The organism is Vibrio ishigakensis (genome assembly GCF_024347675.1).
GTDB classification, from domain to species: Bacteria; Pseudomonadota; Gammaproteobacteria; order Enterobacterales; family Vibrionaceae; genus Vibrio; species Vibrio ishigakensis.
This window is the reverse complement of sequence record NZ_AP024882.1, coordinates 1461015-1478947: the sequence shown is the minus strand read 5'-3', so window position 1 is coordinate 1478947 and position 17933 is coordinate 1461015. Positions and strand designations below refer to the sequence as shown.

Sequence of the window (17933 nt, the reverse complement as noted above, 5' to 3'; positions counted from 1 at the left end):
ACATGGTACAAGCCGTCAACAGCAAGACACTTACCAGTAGGCTTGCACTATTTTTCACGGCCATTTCAGTGGTTATTGGCGCTATTATCTTCGCATTGGTCATCGGCGTTCTTCGCTGGTCGGAAGACCGTGTTGGTGAACGACGTATCTCTATCGATAGAGACGCAGCAATTGAGCGTTTTCTCGATGGCGAGCAAGGGGCGATCCAAGTCGATAAGTTAACCGTTGCCTATAACGACCTATCAAAAGTTCCGGTGCCCTATCAGGAGTTTCTGCATAATAAAGAGAACTTTGTTGGTGAGGTTGGCGATTATCTTGAGCCCTTATCACACATGGTCTACAAGGGCTCGTATATCGATCGCGGAGTAAAGAAACCTATTGTTCTTTTGACCCTGATAGATGCCGTTGAATTTGGCGCCTACGAGCTGTTTTGGGCAGGTTTCCTGATCTTAGGTTTGGTCTGCTTACTAATGGTCACTTTTGGCACCCTACTTCACCGTCTTTCAAAGCACCTTATCCAACCCTTAAATGAACTTAGCTATCAATTAGAGAATAAGTCTGGAGACGTTAAGAGCTCGTTCACCATTAACGAACAGGCGGCTCAAGAATTTCAACTCCTCACTAAATATCTAAATACCTACCGTAGTGATCTAGACAAGACCCTGAAGCGAGAACAGGCTTTTGCCCGTTATGCAAGTCACGAGCTCAGAACACCACTCACCATAGTGACCGGAGCGACGAAGCTGCTATCGAAGCAAGAAGTCACCGATTTTCAGTCTAGGCAACTGGTACGTATCGGTGATGCGACCAATCAGATGATTACCATGGTTGATGCTCTGCTCTCGATCATTCGCTACGAAAAAAGTGTCGACTCAGCGCCACTGAGAAGTTTTGATAAAGACGAGATGATGGATATCCTCGCGCTGAACTCGCAACACGCGATATCTAAGAATAACCGTGTTTGTTTGGAATTCATCAGCGAGCCACAGGTACGTGCAACGCCCGCGGTAATGAATATGCTCATTGGTAACCTACTACGAAACGCTTACGCCGCGACACAAGACGGGCAAGTGAATGTGAGTGTTCATTCAAATCAGATCGAGATTAGAGACAATGGTTCAGGTCTATCAAAAGGTAACTCTGAAGGCCACGGTTTGGGATTGATGATAGTAGAAGACCTTTGTCAGAGATATCAATGGACTTTCAATCTTTCTGATAACGATAACGGCTGTACTGCCACTATAAAATTAAGTGACAGTGTGACTTAAGTTTGCATTGCGAGCCTTAATGTAATCTATGATGTGCCTGATCTGACTCTGTGCGTGCCTTCTTCCAAGATAATAGGCATACATGATTCGAGTTCTAGGCACCAGCCCCTCTACTGTCACCTCAACCAAGTCATCACTATCTATCATGGATTTGGGAAGCATCGCCATATACTTACCGCTTTTCACCGCATGAAGGGCTAGTCCTAGGTCATCTAAGATTAATCCTGCATTGGGGGTTAGCCTGACCTCTTGTTTTTCATGGTCTAAAAACGACCAACTCAAAGCCGGTTTGGTTACCACTGATGGCATTTTCTCGAGATACTGTTTATTTATACAGTTATCCGTAATTTCATGCTCAACGAGATAATTCCTATGTGCAACCACCTGATATGGAATATCCCATAAATGCAACGCAATAGCAGATGAGTCCATTAAAGGTCCAACTCTAAACGCAAGGTCTATCTCATCTTGCACCAGGTTTTTGTTGGTATTGGATAAGGACACTTCGAGATCGAGTTCTGGATGCGTTGAAGCAAAATCAATAAGCCAAGAGCCCAGAAAATCAATACCCGCTCTCACTGGCATAGACACCTTCAGCTTGCCCCTAAATTCAACCTCTTCTTCTACTGCAAGATCGATAGAGCCTTGAATAGATTCAAGCATTGGCGCGCAATCGTCGTAGAGTTGCTGTCCTCTTTGAGAGACACGGACTTCTCTTGTTGTTCTGTGTAGAAGCGTCAAACCTAAGCTATTCTCTAACGACTCGATTCTTCGACTAACAGTACTATGAGGAATCGCTAACGCTTCCGATGCTCCTTTTAGGGTTCCATTCTCTACCACGGAGCAAAACACACTTAGATCATCCAAAACTCTCTTCATGAATCGGTCTCTACTTTTTACTGATAATTTATATTATCCCATTTATGAGATTATGAAGTGCAATCTTGGCAATTTTTTCTTGTCTCAGAGTCACCTATTATCTTTCTCAACGAAACGAAAGACTCGACCGGAGATGCAATATGAAAGCAGTTCTACTTACTCAAACTGGCGGTAGCGATAAATTGGTATATCAAGAGACTCCAACCCCAAGACTACGAGAAGGCCAGGTTTTGGTAGAAATCAAAGCCGCACCAGTTAACTTTATCGACACCATTATTCGTGAAGGAAACATGCCTCCAGGCATGATGCCAGAACTGCCTTACATCTCAGGTGTAGAAGCCAGCGGTATAGTTGCAGATGCCAACGGTACTGGGCTTAAAGAAGGTACTAAGGTTGCTTTCCTTGGTCCTATTGGTGCTTCAACCTACGCACAATTTGCTGCTGTAGATGCCGATAAACTGATTGTGCTGTCAGAAAGCACAGACCTCAAAGAGGCGGCAGTACTGCCAGTGAATTACTTCACCGCTTATCACATGCTTCACAACGTAGCGCGAGTCGAAGAAGATAAATTTGCTCTTGTTTATGCAGCATCAGGTGGTGTGGGTACAGCACTTATCCAACTGGCTAAGATTGCAGGCGTCAAGGTTATCGCTATTGAACGTAAGCAAGAGAAACTGGCTAGCGCACTGGAGTTAGGCGCTGACTTCGCCTTTGCCTCTCAGGGTGATTGGATAGATGAAGTCAAACAAGCGACAGGCGGCCGCGGTGTAAACTACATCTTCAACCCAATTGCTGGTGACACTATCGTGCAAGACTTTGAGATGCTGGCTCCACTTGGTCATGTAGTTATCTTTGGCCTGCTTGGCGGCATGGGCGAAACCAATCTACAGGCAGAAGCCATCAAGCACTTCACTAAATCACCAACGGTCTCTTATTCAGAAATCTATGCTACCTACTTCAATAACTACCCATTGGTAGAGAAGTCAATGAAGGCACTGTATAAACTACTGGATGAAGAAAAAATTAAGCCAATCTACTCTACATTGCCGCTAGAGCAAGCATCTAAAGCTCATGACCTAATCGAAAGTGGTCAAGTGAAAGGCAAGATGCTACTTATTCCTTAACTTCCAAAGCCAGTGCTTCTGCACTGGCTTTTTACCGTTTGCATCTCGGTAATGTTCGGTTGTTAAGTGCAAATGATATGTTATAACATATCAGAAATTACGCTTTGTTAGTAAAGCTTCGCATCCGTTCATTTAGTGTAAAAAGAAAATGCAAAACACTCTGATCAAAAACGCTCGAATTGTAAACGAGGGCAAGGTAGTCGAATCTGATGTACTTATTAAAGGACAAAGAATCGAAAAAATCGCCCGCTCTATCTCTGCAAGTCCTACAGACCATATTGTTGATGCCAAAGGCCTCTATCTGCTACCTGGAATGATTGATGACCAGGTTCACTTCAGAGAGCCGGGCTTGACCCACAAAGGAAACATCTTCAGCGAGTCACGCGCAGCGGTTGCTGGCGGTATCACCAGTTTTATGGAGATGCCAAACGTAAGCCCTTCCACCACGACAATCGAAGCCCTTGAGCACAAATTTGGTCTCGCCTCACAAAATTCATTTGCTAACTATTCGTTCTATCTAGGCGCTACCGAAGACAACCTAGATGAAATAAAACGTCTCGATCCTACAAAGCATTGTGGCGTTAAAGTCTTTATGGGTGCATCTACAGGTGATCTGTTGGTCGAACATCCTGAAGCACTGGATAAAATCTTTGAGCAGGCCCCGACTCTGATTGTGACCCACTGTGAGAGCAGTCCTTTGATCGCTGAGAACCAAAAGCGTCTGTTGGAAACCAAAACCGAGCTGGAGATTGAAGACCACCCTACTATTCGAGACGCTGAAGCCTGCTTTGCCTCATCTTCTTATGCGGTCGAGCTTGCAAAGAAATATCACAGCCAACTGCATGTGCTTCATATTACAACTGAGAAAGAGATTTCCTTGTTTGAAAAAGGACCAATCGAGAGCAAACACATCACTGCCGAGGCCTGTGTGCATCACTTGTGGTTCAGTGAGCAAGACTACCCTTGGCTTGGTAACCGCATTAAGTGCAACCCTGCAATTAAATCGGTTCAAGACCGAGATGCCCTGTTGGATGCCGTAAAGAACGACCGCATCGATATAATTGCAACGGATCACGCGCCGCATACATTCGAAGAAAAGAATCAAGCTTACCCTAAAGCGCCTGCCGGAATGCCTCTAGTACAACACGCCCTTTCTAGCTTGCTAGAGCACACTAAGCAAAAAAGACTCACCCTTACCGAGGTTGTACAAAAAAGCGCGCACAACCCTGCGATTCGCTATGGCATTGAAGAGCGTGGCTTTATCCGAGAAGGCTACTTCGCCGATCTAGTTTTGGCAGACCTAGATAAACCGCAAACCATTACTGATCAAAACAGTCTGTATAAATGTGCATGGACACCATTCGATGGTCAAACCTTCTCAGCAACTATTGCGGCTACTTGGGTTAACGGCTTTATGGCCTTTGACGGCACCAATGTGACCCAACAGCCTAATCAAGCTATGTCCCTTCAATTTCAACCTAGCAGATAATCAAGATGATCAGAAGAAACCCAACCGGACACCTGCCACAGGTATCAGAAAAAGCCTTTGTTGATCCAACTGCAATCTTGTGTGGCAAGGTTATCGTTGAAGATAATGTATTTATTGGTCCTTACGCTGTTATCCGTGCTGATGAAACCGATGAGACTGGTGACATGGAGCCGATTATCATTAAGCGAGACACCAATATACAGGATGGAGTGGTGATCCACTCTAAATCTGGCGCCGCTGTAACTATCGGCGAACGAAGCTCAATCGCCCACCGCTCTATCATTCACGGCCCGTGCGAAATCGGCAATGACGTATTTATCGGATTTAACACCGTGGTATTCAGAACCGCGATTCAAGATGGTTGCGTAGTAAGGCATAATTGCGTCATCGACGGCCTTGACCTACCTGAGCGTTTTCACGTGCCACCTATGACCAATATTGGTCCGCACTTTGATTTAAACTCTATCTCAGAGGTGCCACCAGAATACTCCGCCTTCTCGGAGTCAGTGGTTTCTGCAAACCAAGAGCTAGTGCAAGGCTATAAAAGGATAGCAAATGAGTTCTGATAAACAGCCAATTACGGCGGTTCCAACCAACATCATTACTGGATTTTTGGGTGTGGGTAAAACCTCGGCCATCCTGAATCTTTTGAAGAACAAGCCTAACAATGAGCGTTGGGCTGTATTGGTGAACGAGTTTGGTGAAATTGGTGTCGATGGTAGCCTGTTTGAAGGCCAGCACACTAATAAACAAGGCGTATTTATCCGTGAGGTTCCTGGCGGTTGTATGTGCTGCACTGCAGGTCTTCCAATGCAGATAGCTCTTAATCAACTTCTAAATGAAGCACGACCAGACCGTTTGCTAATAGAGCCTACCGGTCTTGGGCACCCTAAAGAAGTGCTTCAGGTTTTAACTACAGACTACTACCGTGAGATCCTGAATCTTCAGAAAACCATCACACTGGTTGATGCACGCAAACTAGCGGATTCAGAATACGCCGAGCACGATACCTTTATTCAGCAGGTGGCTATCGCAGATACTGTTGTGGGAAACAAAGTAGACCTGTACAGCGAAAGTGAACTTGAGAGCCTAACCTCTTTTGTCGCTCAGCACGGTCAACCAGAAACACCAGTGCTAGCAACCGAGCAAGGCAAGATTGAGTTCACTGAGCTTGAAGGGGAAAGTCGCTGGTTAGGAGCACCTGCTCATCACCATCATCACCACAAGTCCAAGCCTCTTGCCTGCGAGTTGCCTATCCCAGAGTCTGGCTTTATCAAGGCCAATAACCAAGGCGAAGGATTCCAAAGTGAAGGCTGGAGGTTTGCTCCTGACAAGGTGTTCAGCCACTCCAAGATCAAGGCGCTTCTTGGGACCATTGATGCAGAGCGCATCAAAGCTGTCTTTATCACCTATGACGGTATCTTTGGCTATAACATTACCCAAGATGCTATGACCGAACTTGAACTGGATGACTGCTCTGAAAGTCGCATCGAGGTAATAGCAAAAGAAGTCAGAGAGACATTAGAAGCCGAGCTTCTTGATTGCCTCTCGTGATCGACAAGGCCTAGCTTTATGCTAGGCCTTTCTTGTTATGGCAAATCAAAGATTAATGCCGTTACCTTGTCACTACCGCTATTCTTCAAGCTGAGTTTCGATTCGTTAGATACCTTAGCGCCATCACCTGGTTTTAGCTCTGTGTTATTAACACTTAACTCTCCCGAGATCTGGTGAACATAAACCTGTCTACCACTGAGCACATCAAAATCTAACTCACTTCCCGGACCTAAAATAAGCTGATGCAAACTCGCATCTTGCTTGATGGTTAGCGAGCCTCCTCTTCCATCAGGCGTCGCTATGGTGGTAATTCCTGAGTTCTTCCCAAACTGTTTCTGTTGATAACCTGGCTTACCACCAAAGGCGTTTGGCTCAATCCAGATCTGTAGGAACTTTAGAGCCTCATTAGAGGACGGATTAAACTCACTGTGATAAATCCCCTTGCCTGCTGACATCAGTTGGAACTCTCCAGCTGGTAGAGTTTGAACGTTACCCTCACTGTCCTTGTGCGCTATGCTACCTTCAAGCACATAGCTGATGATCTCCATGTCTCTATGACCATGGGTATCAAAACCCGCTTCTGGAGCGACAAAATCATCATTGATCACGCGTAGTGCTGAGAATCCCATCTCTTTTGGATCGTGGTAGCTTGCGAATGAAAAGGTATGTTTACTCTTCAGCCAACCGTGGTTTGCATGACCTCTATGTTCAGATTTACGTACTGTAATCATGGTATCTACCTCCAGAAATTAAGCTTGTTTATGAGCGATAAAGTTATCTACTGAAGCACTACCCGCTCCGGAAAACACTAGAGAAACACTTGCTGCTAGTAGCGCGAGACCAAATTCGTAGCCGTTATTAGCCATAAAGAGACCGTTTTCAAAGTGCACTGCAAATATTGCTACCAACATGGTGATTGCTAGGGCAAACGCAGCTGGACGAGTCAGAAGACCAATCGCAATTGCTAAACCACCAAAGAATTCACCGCTACCCGCTAACATGGCCATCCAGTATCCAGGTGCCAGACCGATAGACTCCATCCATTGACCTGTCCCCTCTAACCCGTAACCGCCAAACCAGCCAAATAACTTTTGTGCGCCATGGGCCATAAAGATGATACCTACTGGAACTCTTAGAGCTAATGCTGAAAAGCCTGCGTTGCTTGAAAGGATGTTTTTAATTGATACGTTCATAGTTCACCTCAAATTATTTAAACCTAGCGTTTCGCTAGAAAGCCTCTGTATTTGGTTGTTGAGATTAAGTTTAGGTGTGCTAGCTTTATTAAAAAATCGGAAAGATCTGACAGTTACATTCAAAATTTTTGAATAGGAACGAATATGTATAACAACATCTCAATGGATGCGTTAAGAGCCTTGGACGCAATAGAGAGAAAAGGTAGCTTCGCAGCGGCGGCTGAATCCCTATACAAAGTCCCTTCTGCTCTCACCTATACCATCAAAAAATTGGAAAACGAGATAGGAACTCCTCTGTTTGACCGCTCCGGTCAGAGAGCCACCCTCACCAAAGCAGGCAAGTTGGTTTTGGAACATGGTCGCGAGATTTTACTTGCCAGTAATCGACTGTATGACTCAGTACAACAACTAGAATCAGGATGGGAAAGCCAAATAAGGATCGCCAGAGACACCATTATTCCCGAGAGTAAGATCTTTCCTGTAATTCATAGATTCAATCAGCTAGAGCAATCGGTTGATGTAAATCTTGGTGTTGAAGTGCTCGGGGGCGGATGGGATGCCCTGCACAGTCGCAGGGCTGACATTGTTATAGGGGCAAGCGGTGAGTTGCCTAAAGGACTTTTCACAACTCATAAAATTGGTGAGATCGCTTTTATCTTTGTAGTCAGCCCGCATCACCCGCTGGCGAAACATCAAGGCGCTATTGATAGTGAGCAACTCAACCGCTATCCATCTATTGTGGTCGCAGACACCTCTCAGGTTTTACCGGTTAGAGACAGCGGTCTTTTCAAAAGTAGACAGATAGTGCGAGTCAACTCAATGGAATCCAAGATAGCGGCGCAAATTGAGGGGTTAGGTGTCGGCTTTATTCCTGCACACTTAGCCAAGCCGCATATCAATAACGGAATGCTGGTGGAAAAAGAGTGCGCTATTCCTCGACCAACCCAAGATGCCTATATAGCTTGGCACAAAGATCAAGATGGCAAGGCACTCCGCTGGTTCGCAAAGCAGCTGTGCAATATAGAGTGGGATTTGAGTTAAGAAATACGCGATGCAATTGCCCGTGTTTTTCTTTGCTTCATAATCACATGAGGTGATAAAGGCTGTCCGAACGACATTTGTAACCATTCAAAAATATTGAATGATTTTGTCAATATTTTCCGATTTTTGAATTCAGTTTCCTTGGTTAGACTTGTTTACAAGCTCCAAGAGCAAACAACGAATACAAAGAAATTGAAGGAAAGTCTTATGCCTAACACCCTAGTACTAAAATCAAGCCTACTTGGCGACAACTCTCAGTCTAATCAACTAATCGAGCAAGCAATCAAAGGCAAAGAAGTCGTGGTTCGCGACCTAGCTGCTAATCCAGTACCTCAGCTTGATCTCGATGTAATGACAGCGATTAACTCGCCTATCGAGTCTCTAACCACTGAATTGCAACAGATTCAAAAGCTTTCTGATGAACTCATTGCCGAGCTTAAAGCAGCAGATACCGTTATCATTGGCGCCCCTATGTATAACTTTAGTGTGCCAACTCAACTGAAAAACTATTTCGATATCATGGCGCGTGCGGGAGTTACCTTCCAATACACAGAAAACGGCCCTCAAGGTTTGATTGGTGATCGCAAAGTAGTCATAGTGACAACTCGTGGCGGTATTCATAAAGACCAAACAACTGACACAGTTACGCCTTACCTAACATCTATCCTTGCCTTCTTTGGTATCACTAGCGTTGAGTTCGTTTATGCTGAAGGCCTGAACATGGGTGATGAGCAAGCAAACAAGGCACGTGAAGGCGCACTTGCCGAGCTTGTTTAGTAATTAGCATTCAATATAGAAAAGAGCTCAGTATTAACTGGGCTCTTTTTTTGTCTATATAGTAGCCGTTCCTCTGCGCCTTATTCCCTATGCGCATATAAATCCGTATCAACCCCTACCTTTTAGTATTACAATTAAACTTAAATGCGCCCTAAGATTTTGCTCTATTTGTCCGATTATCCGCTATCATCTACACGTATTTCATAACGACTCGGTAGTTTGAAATTGACTACACACTCGTTTGTGTGATTTTCATACGACCCTAGGTAAATACAGGGTTTTACTTGGTAAAATGAAGAATTAGTTACAAGTTTTGTAGGTGTTCGCGATAAATAAATCGGATCTATGTATCATTTTTGGTAGTTCTGTCATTGCTTAAATCTACTCATACAGTTATCCTATCGGCAAATAGTCATACAATAGTATATGTATTTAGGAGTTAGACATGACTAAACCAGTAATTGGTTTCATCGGCCTTGGCCTTATGGGCGGCAACATGGTTGAAAATCTTCAAAACCGTGGCTACGAAGTAAACGTAATGGATCTTAACAAAGATGCAGTTGCAGCTGTTCTAGCTCGTGGCAACGCATCTGAAGCAGCTACCGGTAAAGAACTAGCTGAGAAAAGTGACATCGTTATGCTATGTCTAACAACTTCTGAAGTTGTTGAGAAAGTAGTTTACGGCGACACAGGTATCCTAGCGGGTATGTCTGAAGGCAAGACTCTAATCGACTTCGGTACTTCTATCCCTGCTTCTACTAAGAAGATTGGTGCTGACCTAGCTGCTATCGGCGCTGGCATGATCGACGCACCTCTAGGTCGTACTCCAGCTCACGCTAAAGATGGTCTTCTAAACATCATGGCTGCTGGCGACATCGAAACTTTCAACAAAGTTAAGCCAGTTCTTGACGAGCAAGGCGAAAACGTATTCCACCTAGGCGCTCTAGGTTCAGGTCACGTTACTAAGCTAGTTAACAACTTCATGGGCATGACTACTGTTGCAACTATGTCTCAAGCGTTCGCAGTAGCTAAGCTAGCAGGCGTTGACGGTCAGCAACTATTCGACATCATGTCAGCTGGTCCATCTAACTCTCCGTTCATGCAGTTCTGTAAGTTCTACGCTGTAGACGGCGAAGAGAAACTAGGCTTCTCTGTTGCTAACGCAAACAAAGACCTTGGCTACTTCCTTGCTCTATGTGAAGAGCTAGGCACTGAGTCTCTAATCGCTCAAGGTACTTCTACTAGCCTACAAGCTGCTGTTGACGCAGGCATGGGTAACAACGACGTACCAGTAATCTTCGACTACTTCACTAACCTAAAGAAGTAATTCGAGATTAGCTAAATAGCTTTGAAGAGCCCCGTTTTTTAACGGGGCTTTTTTCGTTTTTACTGTTTGTTTAGTTTTCAATACCTTAGCTTTTCGCTTTGTCAAAGCTGAGTAAAGATCCACCACCTTGCATTGCAACCTCACATTCACAAGACTTATAGTTCTTGGTTCAGAGCGGTCTTAAACCGCCGATACATGGACAAAGCATATGAGGTACACAGTATGCGACTACTAATTCTGCCCTTAATCAGCGTATTTTTGTGGGGCTGCGGCTCAAGTTCAAACGAATCTAGCACGAGCAATTCCAACCCAAGCGACACAACCATGCCAGACAGTGGAAGTAGTGAGACACCCATAGTGCCCTCGCCTCCAGCCGAAGATAGCGAGCCTGTTCGCCAGCCCGATGCTAACTTTGCTGATCAGATGCTTCAAGCGGTAAACGCCAAGCGCGCAACCACGCAAATCTGTGGCTCTACAGAAATGCCGGCCGTTCCGGCACTAACCTGGGATCACAGCCTCGAGGCTGCCGCGTTTGCACACTCAAGTGATATGGCCAATGGAGACTTTCTGTCTCATACAGGCTCAGATGGAAACTCTCCTAGCGACCGTATCTCAGCGCAAGGTTATACATGGTCGGCTTGGGCAGAAAATGTTGCTGCTGGGCAATTTGGAATAGATGCGGTAATGAATTCATGGATGGCAAGTGAGGGGCACTGCAAGAATATCATGAGTGCCAACGTCACACAGATGGGTGCAAGCTTTGTTGAAAACAGCGACACTCGATATGGTATTTACTGGACTCAAGCGTTTGCAAGACCAAGATAACTAGATTTCCCTACTCCGCATTTCAGAACGGCGCATTGGCATAGCATCTATCTTGTTAAACAAGGTACTAAGCTCCAACTCATTTTGTCTATGCTTAATGCCGCCGTCTTTACCAATCAAAACCACACCATATTCTGAGTCAAAATAGGTATCTAGGGTTGTTCTACTAAATGAGCTGGACACCTCACCTTGATAATTGGTGCTTAGTTCTCCTTTTGAGATTACAAACCAAGTGATGTGTCTATCATCGATCTCATAACTGTTTTGATTTAGCGCTTCTACTACTTGCTGCGGTGAGTTTGAATGGATCACAAAGACTCTGTTCTCCCACCTTAACTCCGCAATATCCTCAAGACCAGACGCCCCAGTAGCCATACAGCTTACTAACAACGGCATAATTAAAAGTATCTTTTTCATCACCCTAGCCTCACACCCGTACCTTCACAAACTACGGCGTACTGTGACTATGTGATCACCTAGTGGGCGAATACTAGGTTATTTAGGATCAAAAACACTATCATGCTAAGCACTGTCGTAAGCAATACATTCTTGGTCTTATAAATAACAAGAGTCGCCAAGATTGCACACAGCAGATACGGGTTCTTCGGAGCTATCCATAACTCTCCGTGCGGCGCAAACACGATAGGAGCCAAAATAGCGGTTAATACAGCTGGACCTGAGTAGCTAAGCACTCTTTGCACGGAAGGAGCCAATCTAAGAGGCAGTTTAGGTTCAAGAAACACGTATCGGCTAAAGAACACTAGGCCTGCAAGGATGAAGATAATCGCTAGATTCATGCTTTTTCTCCTTTGAGGGTTTCCACTGCAAAGCCTGTTAGCATTCCTCCTAGGCTCGCTATCATTAGCGCGCCTTCTACCTGGGCGAGATTCAACACTATGGAAAGAACCAAGGAAACCAATACCGCAGCCAGCGTCGGTGAGTTTTTAACGGATGGCACAACCAAGGCAATAAAGGTTGCCGCTACGGCAAACTCCAAACCAAGGTCTCCCATGGCAGGAATATAACTGCCCGCCACGATCCCAACCAAGGTGGCGAGATTCCAACACAAATAGAAACTCAAGCCAGCGCCAAGGGCATACCAAGTATTAAAACGCTTAGGGTCTTGATTGCCACACACAGCGAAGAGCTCATCGGTCAGCAGAAATCCGAGGGTTAAGCGCCACTTTAAAGAAAGTGGGCTGATTTTCTCACGCATCGAAACACTGTATAAAAAGTGCCGTGAGGTTATAAATAAGGTGGTCAGCAGCATAGTCGCTAACCCAGCACCAGCTTTCATCATTCCAGTTACCACTAGCTGAGCTGAACCTGCAAATAAAATAGCAGACAAGGCTTGGCTCTCTATCGGGGATAACCCTGAGTCAATAGCATAAGAACCAGCTAAAAGTCCCCAAGGTATTACCGCTACACTAAGCGGTATCATTGCTACTACACCCTGTAAAAATAGTTTTTTGCGACCTTGCGTCGTTTCCATTAATTAAACCCTGTTTTAATCACTTTTTGCCTAATACAGCACGCTGTTTGTTATCTACAGTCCATTAGTATCACATAAGCCACAGCAAGCGATTTTGTTATTCTTAGTTTGAAAATTTGCACCTTAGTTGTTTCTAAATCAAGGAGATCTTGAACTGTTCAAAAATTAGCTTGAAATACTCTCGCAAACGTTTACTATACGCGCCAATTTACATATCGAAGCTGTATATGTGAGGTGATTTGGACCTCTCGTTTCTACCTCGGAGCCTAACTCTGAGACTACAGTTTTATCCAGTCTACACGTTATGGCTTCGGTGTATTTTTATCTAAGTAAAAAGGTCACATCGTGAGTCAAGAAACGGTCCTTCAAGCACCAAGCAGCGAGCAGTCGCTGATTGAACGTCAATTCAAAGTTGCACAAAGAAAATCCACTATCGGCACAGAGCTGTACGCTGGATTTATCACCTTCTTGGCAATGAGCTACATCCTAGCGGTTAACCCAGCAATCCTGGGCGATATCCCAGGAATGGATCGCGGTGCAATCTTTACTGCGACTGCAATCGCAGCAGCAGTTGCAACTCTTATCATGGGTATATTTGGTAACTACCCGGTAATGCTTGCACCTGGCATGAGCATGAACGGCTTCTTCAAAGGCATGCTGTTTAGTGGTTCTGTAGCGCTACTGTGGAACGAAGCCCTATTTGGCATTTTCCTTTCTGGCATCATCTACCTAGCCTTCTCTATGACCAAGGTTCGCAAGACCATGATTGAGTCGATCCCAGAGGATTTGAAACTCGCGATCACAGTTTCACTTGGTCTGTTCATTGCTTTTCTAGGGTTAAAGAACGCTGGTATCATCGTTTCTAACCCTATCATCCTTGTAAGCATGGGTAACATCAAAGACCCTCAGGTGCTGATTGCCTATATCAGTATCTTTATTGCTCTTGGATGTATGATTCGTGACATCAAACTAGCGACCTTTATCTCTTTCGTATCTTCCATAGTACTAACGATTGTGGCTGATATGATGCTAGGCACTGCTAACGCACCTATCCCAGACTCACTAGTATCTGCACCACCAAGCCTAGCGCCAAGCTTTGGCGCTATCTTTGACTTCTCAGCCTTCACTGCAGATAAACTGTTTGACCTACTGTTTATCGTCATCATCTTCTTTATCGTCGACTTCTTCGACGGCCTCAGCACTATCGTAGGTGTAGGCCGCGATGCAGGTATTATCGATAAAGACGGTAAAGTGCCTAACGCTAAGTCTGCACTTGTAGCGGATGCAGGCGGTACAGTGATCGGTACTATGCTTGGTACTACCTCTATCACTGCATTCTCTGAGTCGGGTATCGCCTCTTCTCAAGGCGCGAAGACTGGTCTGGCTGCAGTAGTAGTATCAGGTCTGTTCTTGCTATCTCTATTCCTATATCCACTGTTCTCTATTTTCTCTACCGCTATCGTAGCGCCGGCTATGGTTGTTGTTGGTATCTACATGGTAGGACGCTTGGGTAACATTCAGTGGGAACAGAAAGAGTCTCGCATTGCAGCCTTCTTTACCATTATGTTCACCATCCTTAGCTTCTCTCCAGCAAACGGTATGGCTATGGGCTTTATCAGCTACAGCTTTTCTATGATTGTTGCTGGTCGTGGTAAAGAGGTTCACCCAATCATCTACGGCCTGTCTGCTATCTTCATCGCTTATCTAGTGCTGATGTAATAGTAAACTAGCAAAAACAAAAAGCCCCTGACAAATATCAGGGGCTTTCTTCATTCTAGGCTCCGATTAACCACCGGCTAACTTAACCTTTAAGCCTTTCTTCTCAAGGTGTGCTTTAATTTTCTCACGATTGTCACCTTGAATCTCGATAACACCATCTTTTACCGCGCCACCGCACCCACATACTTTCTTAAGCTCAGCCGCCATCAGCTTGAGGCCGACATCATCGAGATCTAAACCTGTTACTAAGCAAACGCCTTTACCTTTACGACCCTTTGTTTGGCGCTGTATACGAACAATGCCATCACCCTTTGGACGTTCTACTTTCTCTTCTTCAGGCTTAATACGGCCCACTTCTGTTGAATATACGAGACTCATACTCATACCTTATTGCTTGTCTATTAGAGCAATTTTAACACCCTTTATGATAAACCTCAGCGTCTGCTTATTATTTTCAATTCGGATTGCTTAGTTAATCCACAACTACACACATGCAAGAACATATGGAATCAAAATCGTAGCAAAATTCTCTCCTAGATAGACCTAAAAATCGAGATAAGTCTTTGTTAATACGTAGTTTCTGGTATATATTCAATAGACCAAACATAATTAGTTATAGTGCATTATGAGAAAGAAGTGTATCCCAATTACCGACCCTGACGCTAAAAAGAGAAGCGCTCGCCTATTCAATGGCAGGGTAACGGTAGAAGATTTCGATAAACTTACCGCTAATCAATACAGCCGAAACTCTCTGCTTTCCATGAGGAATGACTGGAATCACTTGGTGGAGTTTTGCCAACTAAAGAAAGTCAGTGCCCTTCCGGCTTCAACTACAGCTGTGCGCCTATTTCTAGAGAAGCAAACCCAGACTCGTAAATACTCCACCATAAAACGTATGGCCATCACTATAGGATTAGTGCACCGCTTCCACGAGTACCCTGACCCTTGCAATCATCGCTCTATCAAAATGATCATGGCGCAAACTAGATTAGACAAGAAAGGTGATGCCAAACAAGCCAGTGCATTCAATGCCAATCACCTTAAAGAACTTCAACAGCAACTGAGTAGCGATAGCACACTCAAGCAACTAAGGGATGTCGCCCTTCTGTCGGTGATGTTTGAATGTGCACTCAAACGCAGCGAACTAAGAGCCCTATCCTTTGAACAACTACAAGAGAGCGAAAGCTATCAAATTCACTTTGGTGATAAAACCTATCAGCTCTCACCGGCTAGCAGTGACATCTTGCGAAGTTGGGTTTTGATGGTACCAGAACAACCAGGCCCGGTATTTCGCAGAATCGATCGCCACGGCAACATTGGTGATATGGCGCTGGACGCGTCATCCATCTATCGAGTCTTTAGAGCGGTTGAGGATCAATTAAAAGTGGATGTGCAATTTACCGGACAGTCTGCGCGTGTAGGCGCCGCCAAAGAGCTGGCCAAACAAGGTTATCACATCTCGGATATTACAGATTTTGGACGCTGGGTCAGCCCTGCAATGCCTGCACAGTACCTAGGCAAACAGGTACTGGCAGACCAAGAAAGGCTTAAGTTTAAGGTGATTAAGCCTTGGGACTAACGCCACGTTTGATCGCTTGTGCCAAGAAGGCAGCGAAATCGTGACCGTTGTTGATAAGCATCTTAGGAAACATAGAGATCGGGGTCATACCCGGGAAGGTATTTACCTCGTTTAGGTAGATCTCGTTATTGTCCGTTAAGAAGAAGTCGATACGGGACAAGTCTTTTAAGCCCATCTGTACAAATACACGACGAGAATAATCAGCAATTTGGCCAAGCTGCTCTTCACTTAACCCTTTAGCCTCTACCTCAGTGGTGGAATGGCTGTCGCTGCTGTACTTCTCTTCATAAGAGTAGAAAGTATCTGACGGCGCCATTACCTCGCCAGGAGGCGTGATTACAAGTTCACCTTCAAACTCATAGGCCGCAACCTCAAGCTCTCTAGTGACTACCGCTTTCTCAACTAGCACCTGATCAGAGTAGCCAAACGCATCTTCAATCGCTTGCTGAACGCCTTGCCTTTCCGTTACCTTGTAACAACCCACTGAAGACCCCTGACGGGCCGCCTTTACAAATAAGCTTCCCCACTCATCAAAGGCTTTTTCTGCCTTTTCAACACTTTGCGCGTTATTTTGAGTTAGGAACAGATATGGGGTGTTAGGTACATCTATGGCGTCATACCACAGTTTAGACGTGATCTTATTGAAGCTATTAGAGCTTGCTTCAGGACCACAACCCAAATACGGAATACCAGAAAGCTCTAGCAGAGATTGAATATCTCCCGTCTCACCCGGATAGCCGTGAATACATGGCACTATGTAGTCCACGTTAGAACGCGTTTCACCCACTACCAACTCAGCACTGTGAATGTCTAGATAGCACTCTTGTTTGTCTTGAGTAACCCAAGTGTTCTCGAGCAGTTCAACTCTAGTCACTTGTAATTCAGGAGTTAAACCTAGCTGTTGCTGTACGTAATCTGCCGATACAAGCGAAACCTCGTGCTCAGATGAACCACCACCGCACAGCAGAAGAACGTTTATTTTTGTCATTGTATTTGTAACCTAGCGCTTATTGGATCGCTTCAAACCTCTCAGCGTCCGCAAGCTCTTTATCTGTAAAGTTTTTCACAAATGGCTTCAGCATTTGTAGCTCTTGAGGTAGAGAAGCAATTGTCGATTTGGTTTGATCATAGTCACCAAAATCACCCATTAGTACAGAGTAAACCTGCTTCTCACCCACCACTTTAGACTGAAGCCACATTGGCAATTCGGCTTTAAAGCTTTGTGCAAGCTTCACCGCTTTGTCATGATCAGAAAGTGTGGCTAATTGTATCGCAAAACCCTGGCTAGGTGCGCTAGAAACTGCAACTTCTTCAGTTGTTTCTTCTGCTTTTGGCTCAGTTTGTGCCACTTCCTCTTCTACGATAGCGTCTTGATCTTCAACAACCGGTGCTTCGCTAGCCTCTGCAGTTGCATTTTGTTCTTCAATTGCTTCGCTAGAGTCCTCTGCTACCTGCTCAGTTTGATACTGCTCTTGATAGCTTTCAGATTGAACTTCAGTTTGATATTCATCGCTTGAACTACATGCTGCCAGTAGAAGCGCTAAAGAGATGATGGCTGTTTTTTTCATTTTTGGAATACTCGATACATGATGTTAACCAAAATCATGCCATCTTCTGTTTGAGAATCAAGGGGATAACCCTATGATTATGCAAATGCATGTGATCA

20 protein-coding genes and 1 riboswitch are annotated in these 17933 nt (G+C 44.9%); of the genes, 11 read left to right on the top strand and 9 right to left on the bottom strand.

Annotated features, from left to right (window positions below):
- Positions 1 to 2 precede the first annotated feature (2 nt).
- Positions 3 to 1268 (top strand): sensor histidine kinase, encoded by a 1266-nt coding sequence (locus tag Pcarn_RS20570; protein ID WP_261836193.1) that lies wholly within the window; start codon positions 3 to 5, stop codon positions 1266 to 1268.
- Here the strand turns inward: Pcarn_RS20570 and Pcarn_RS20565 are convergent.
- Complete coding sequence (locus Pcarn_RS20565) at positions 1248 to 2147, bottom strand: LysR family transcriptional regulator (RefSeq protein ID WP_261836192.1); 900 nt, start codon at positions 2145 to 2147, stop codon at positions 1248 to 1250. The genes Pcarn_RS20570 and Pcarn_RS20565 overlap by 21 nt on opposite strands.
- A gap of 140 nt (positions 2148 to 2287) precedes the next feature.
- Here Pcarn_RS20565 and Pcarn_RS20560 point away from each other — a divergent pair, with 140 nt between their 5' ends.
- The 4 genes from Pcarn_RS20560 (at position 2288) to Pcarn_RS20545 (ending at position 6314) form a co-directional block, all read left to right on the top strand.
- On the top strand, positions 2288 to 3271 hold the full coding sequence (locus Pcarn_RS20560) for a quinone oxidoreductase family protein (protein ID WP_261836191.1): 984 nt from the start codon (positions 2288 to 2290) through the stop codon (positions 3269 to 3271).
- Between the two features lie 148 nt (positions 3272 to 3419).
- Positions 3420 to 4760 carry a dihydroorotase gene (locus Pcarn_RS20555; RefSeq protein WP_261836190.1) on the top strand — a complete coding sequence of 447 codons (1341 nt, stop codon included), beginning with the start codon at positions 3420 to 3422 and terminating at the stop codon, positions 4758 to 4760.
- A 5-nt stretch (positions 4761 to 4765) separates the two neighbouring features.
- Complete coding sequence (locus Pcarn_RS20550; protein ID WP_261836189.1) at positions 4766 to 5326, top strand: LbetaH domain-containing protein; 561 nt, start codon at positions 4766 to 4768, stop codon at positions 5324 to 5326.
- Entirely contained in the window at positions 5316 to 6314 is a 999-nt protein-coding gene (locus tag Pcarn_RS20545; RefSeq protein WP_261836188.1) for a CobW family GTP-binding protein, read from the top strand. Before Pcarn_RS20550 ends, Pcarn_RS20545 begins: the two co-directional genes overlap by 11 nt.
- Positions 6315 to 6349: 35 nt before the next feature.
- Here Pcarn_RS20545 and Pcarn_RS20540 read toward each other — a convergent pair whose 3' ends face one another.
- Positions 6350 to 7045, bottom strand: coding sequence for a pirin family protein (locus tag Pcarn_RS20540; RefSeq protein ID WP_261836187.1), 696 nt, complete (start codon positions 7043 to 7045; stop codon positions 6350 to 6352).
- A gap of 18 nt (positions 7046 to 7063) precedes the next feature.
- Positions 7064 to 7507 carry a DoxX family protein gene (locus Pcarn_RS20535; RefSeq protein WP_261836186.1) on the bottom strand — a complete coding sequence of 148 codons (444 nt, stop codon included), beginning with the start codon at positions 7505 to 7507 and terminating at the stop codon, positions 7064 to 7066.
- Positions 7508 to 7651: 144 nt separating this feature from the next.
- Here Pcarn_RS20535 and Pcarn_RS20530 point away from each other — a divergent pair, with 144 nt between their 5' ends.
- The 4 genes from Pcarn_RS20530 to Pcarn_RS20515 all read left to right on the top strand — a co-directional run bounded on the left by Pcarn_RS20530 (position 7652) and on the right by Pcarn_RS20515 (position 11477).
- A complete protein-coding gene (locus Pcarn_RS20530; RefSeq protein ID WP_261836185.1) occupies positions 7652 to 8548 on the top strand; it encodes a LysR substrate-binding domain-containing protein in 897 nt (298 codons plus the stop codon).
- Positions 8549 to 8755: 207 nt separating this feature from the next.
- Positions 8756 to 9325: an FMN-dependent NADH-azoreductase gene (locus Pcarn_RS20525; RefSeq protein ID WP_261836184.1), complete on the top strand. Its 570-nt coding sequence runs from the start codon at positions 8756 to 8758 to the stop codon at positions 9323 to 9325.
- Positions 9326 to 9770: 445 nt separating this feature from the next.
- On the top strand, positions 9771 to 10652 hold the full coding sequence (locus Pcarn_RS20520; RefSeq protein ID WP_261836183.1) for an NAD(P)-dependent oxidoreductase: 882 nt from the start codon (positions 9771 to 9773) through the stop codon (positions 10650 to 10652).
- A gap of 222 nt (positions 10653 to 10874) precedes the next feature.
- Positions 10875 to 11477: a CAP domain-containing protein gene (locus tag Pcarn_RS20515; RefSeq protein ID WP_261836182.1), complete on the top strand. Its 603-nt coding sequence runs from the start codon at positions 10875 to 10877 to the stop codon at positions 11475 to 11477.
- On the opposite strand, the gene Pcarn_RS20510 is transcribed toward Pcarn_RS20515, so the two are convergent.
- The 3 genes from Pcarn_RS20510 to Pcarn_RS20500 are packed head-to-tail and all read right to left on the bottom strand — an operon-like array spanning position 11478 to position 12969.
- The gene (locus Pcarn_RS20510; protein ID WP_261836181.1) at positions 11478 to 11894 is read right to left on the bottom strand and encodes a DUF4174 domain-containing protein; all 417 of its coding nucleotides are present in this window, start codon (positions 11892 to 11894) and stop codon (positions 11478 to 11480) included.
- Between the two features lie 59 nt (positions 11895 to 11953).
- Positions 11954 to 12274: an AzlD domain-containing protein gene (locus Pcarn_RS20505; protein ID WP_261836180.1), complete on the bottom strand. Its 321-nt coding sequence runs from the start codon at positions 12272 to 12274 to the stop codon at positions 11954 to 11956.
- A complete protein-coding gene (locus Pcarn_RS20500; protein ID WP_261836179.1) occupies positions 12271 to 12969 on the bottom strand; it encodes an AzlC family ABC transporter permease in 699 nt (232 codons plus the stop codon). Before Pcarn_RS20500 ends, Pcarn_RS20505 begins: the two co-directional genes overlap by 4 nt.
- A gap of 201 nt (positions 12970 to 13170) precedes the next feature.
- Positions 13171 to 13270: riboswitch (purine riboswitch) on the top strand.
- Between the two features lie 44 nt (positions 13271 to 13314).
- On the opposite strand from Pcarn_RS20500, the gene Pcarn_RS20495 reads away from it, so the two are divergent.
- A complete protein-coding gene (locus Pcarn_RS20495) occupies positions 13315 to 14688 on the top strand; it encodes an NCS2 family permease (protein ID WP_261836178.1) in 1374 nt (457 codons plus the stop codon).
- A gap of 66 nt (positions 14689 to 14754) precedes the next feature.
- On the opposite strand, the gene yciH is transcribed toward Pcarn_RS20495, so the two are convergent.
- Positions 14755 to 15066 carry a stress response translation initiation inhibitor YciH gene (gene yciH, locus Pcarn_RS20490; RefSeq protein ID WP_261836177.1) on the bottom strand — a complete coding sequence of 104 codons (312 nt, stop codon included), beginning with the start codon at positions 15064 to 15066 and terminating at the stop codon, positions 14755 to 14757.
- 247 nt (positions 15067 to 15313) lie between these two features.
- On the opposite strand from yciH, the gene Pcarn_RS20485 reads away from it, so the two are divergent.
- Positions 15314 to 16267 carry a site-specific integrase gene (locus Pcarn_RS20485; RefSeq protein ID WP_261836176.1) on the top strand — a complete coding sequence of 318 codons (954 nt, stop codon included), beginning with the start codon at positions 15314 to 15316 and terminating at the stop codon, positions 16265 to 16267.
- On the opposite strand, the gene Pcarn_RS20480 is transcribed toward Pcarn_RS20485, so the two are convergent.
- Complete coding sequence (locus tag Pcarn_RS20480; protein WP_261836175.1) at positions 16251 to 17255, bottom strand: D-alanine--D-alanine ligase; 1005 nt, start codon at positions 17253 to 17255, stop codon at positions 16251 to 16253. The two genes, Pcarn_RS20485 and Pcarn_RS20480, sit on opposite strands and share 17 nt — an antisense overlap.
- Positions 17256 to 17274: 19 nt before the next feature.
- The gene (locus Pcarn_RS20475; RefSeq protein ID WP_261836174.1) at positions 17275 to 17835 is read right to left on the bottom strand and encodes an SPOR domain-containing protein; all 561 of its coding nucleotides are present in this window, start codon (positions 17833 to 17835) and stop codon (positions 17275 to 17277) included.
- Positions 17836 to 17933 lie beyond the last annotated feature (98 nt).

Bases quoted from the DNA above. Each gene is read 5' to 3' on its own strand.
- Pcarn_RS20570 (WP_261836193.1), top strand. From the start codon at position 3: ATGGTACAAGCCGTCAACAGCAAGACACTTACCAGTAGGCTTGCACTA.
- Pcarn_RS20565 (WP_261836192.1), bottom strand. From the start codon at position 2,147: ATGAAGAGAGTTTTGGATGATCTAAGTGTGTTTTGCTCCGTGGTAGAG.
- Pcarn_RS20560 (WP_261836191.1), top strand. From the start codon at position 2,288: ATGAAAGCAGTTCTACTTACTCAAACTGGCGGTAGCGATAAATTGGTA.
- Pcarn_RS20555 (WP_261836190.1), top strand. From the start codon at position 3,420: ATGCAAAACACTCTGATCAAAAACGCTCGAATTGTAAACGAGGGCAAG.
- Pcarn_RS20550 (WP_261836189.1), top strand. From the start codon at position 4,766: ATGATCAGAAGAAACCCAACCGGACACCTGCCACAGGTATCAGAAAAA.
- Pcarn_RS20545 (WP_261836188.1), top strand. From the start codon at position 5,316: ATGAGTTCTGATAAACAGCCAATTACGGCGGTTCCAACCAACATCATT.
- Pcarn_RS20540 (WP_261836187.1), bottom strand. From the start codon at position 7,045: ATGATTACAGTACGTAAATCTGAACATAGAGGTCATGCAAACCACGGT.
- Pcarn_RS20535 (WP_261836186.1), bottom strand. From the start codon at position 7,507: ATGAACGTATCAATTAAAAACATCCTTTCAAGCAACGCAGGCTTTTCA.
- Pcarn_RS20530 (WP_261836185.1), top strand. From the start codon at position 7,652: ATGTATAACAACATCTCAATGGATGCGTTAAGAGCCTTGGACGCAATA.
- Pcarn_RS20525 (WP_261836184.1), top strand. From the start codon at position 8,756: ATGCCTAACACCCTAGTACTAAAATCAAGCCTACTTGGCGACAACTCT.
- Pcarn_RS20520 (WP_261836183.1), top strand. From the start codon at position 9,771: ATGACTAAACCAGTAATTGGTTTCATCGGCCTTGGCCTTATGGGCGGC.
- Pcarn_RS20515 (WP_261836182.1), top strand. From the start codon at position 10,875: ATGCGACTACTAATTCTGCCCTTAATCAGCGTATTTTTGTGGGGCTGC.
- Pcarn_RS20510 (WP_261836181.1), bottom strand. From the start codon at position 11,894: ATGAAAAAGATACTTTTAATTATGCCGTTGTTAGTAAGCTGTATGGCT.
- Pcarn_RS20505 (WP_261836180.1), bottom strand. From the start codon at position 12,274: ATGAATCTAGCGATTATCTTCATCCTTGCAGGCCTAGTGTTCTTTAGC.
- Pcarn_RS20500 (WP_261836179.1), bottom strand. From the start codon at position 12,969: ATGGAAACGACGCAAGGTCGCAAAAAACTATTTTTACAGGGTGTAGTA.
- yciH (WP_261836177.1), bottom strand. From the start codon at position 15,066: ATGAGTCTCGTATATTCAACAGAAGTGGGCCGTATTAAGCCTGAAGAA.
- Pcarn_RS20485 (WP_261836176.1), top strand. From the start codon at position 15,314: ATGAGAAAGAAGTGTATCCCAATTACCGACCCTGACGCTAAAAAGAGA.
- Pcarn_RS20480 (WP_261836175.1), bottom strand. From the start codon at position 17,255: ATGACAAAAATAAACGTTCTTCTGCTGTGCGGTGGTGGTTCATCTGAG.
- Pcarn_RS20475 (WP_261836174.1), bottom strand. From the start codon at position 17,835: ATGAAAAAAACAGCCATCATCTCTTTAGCGCTTCTACTGGCAGCATGT.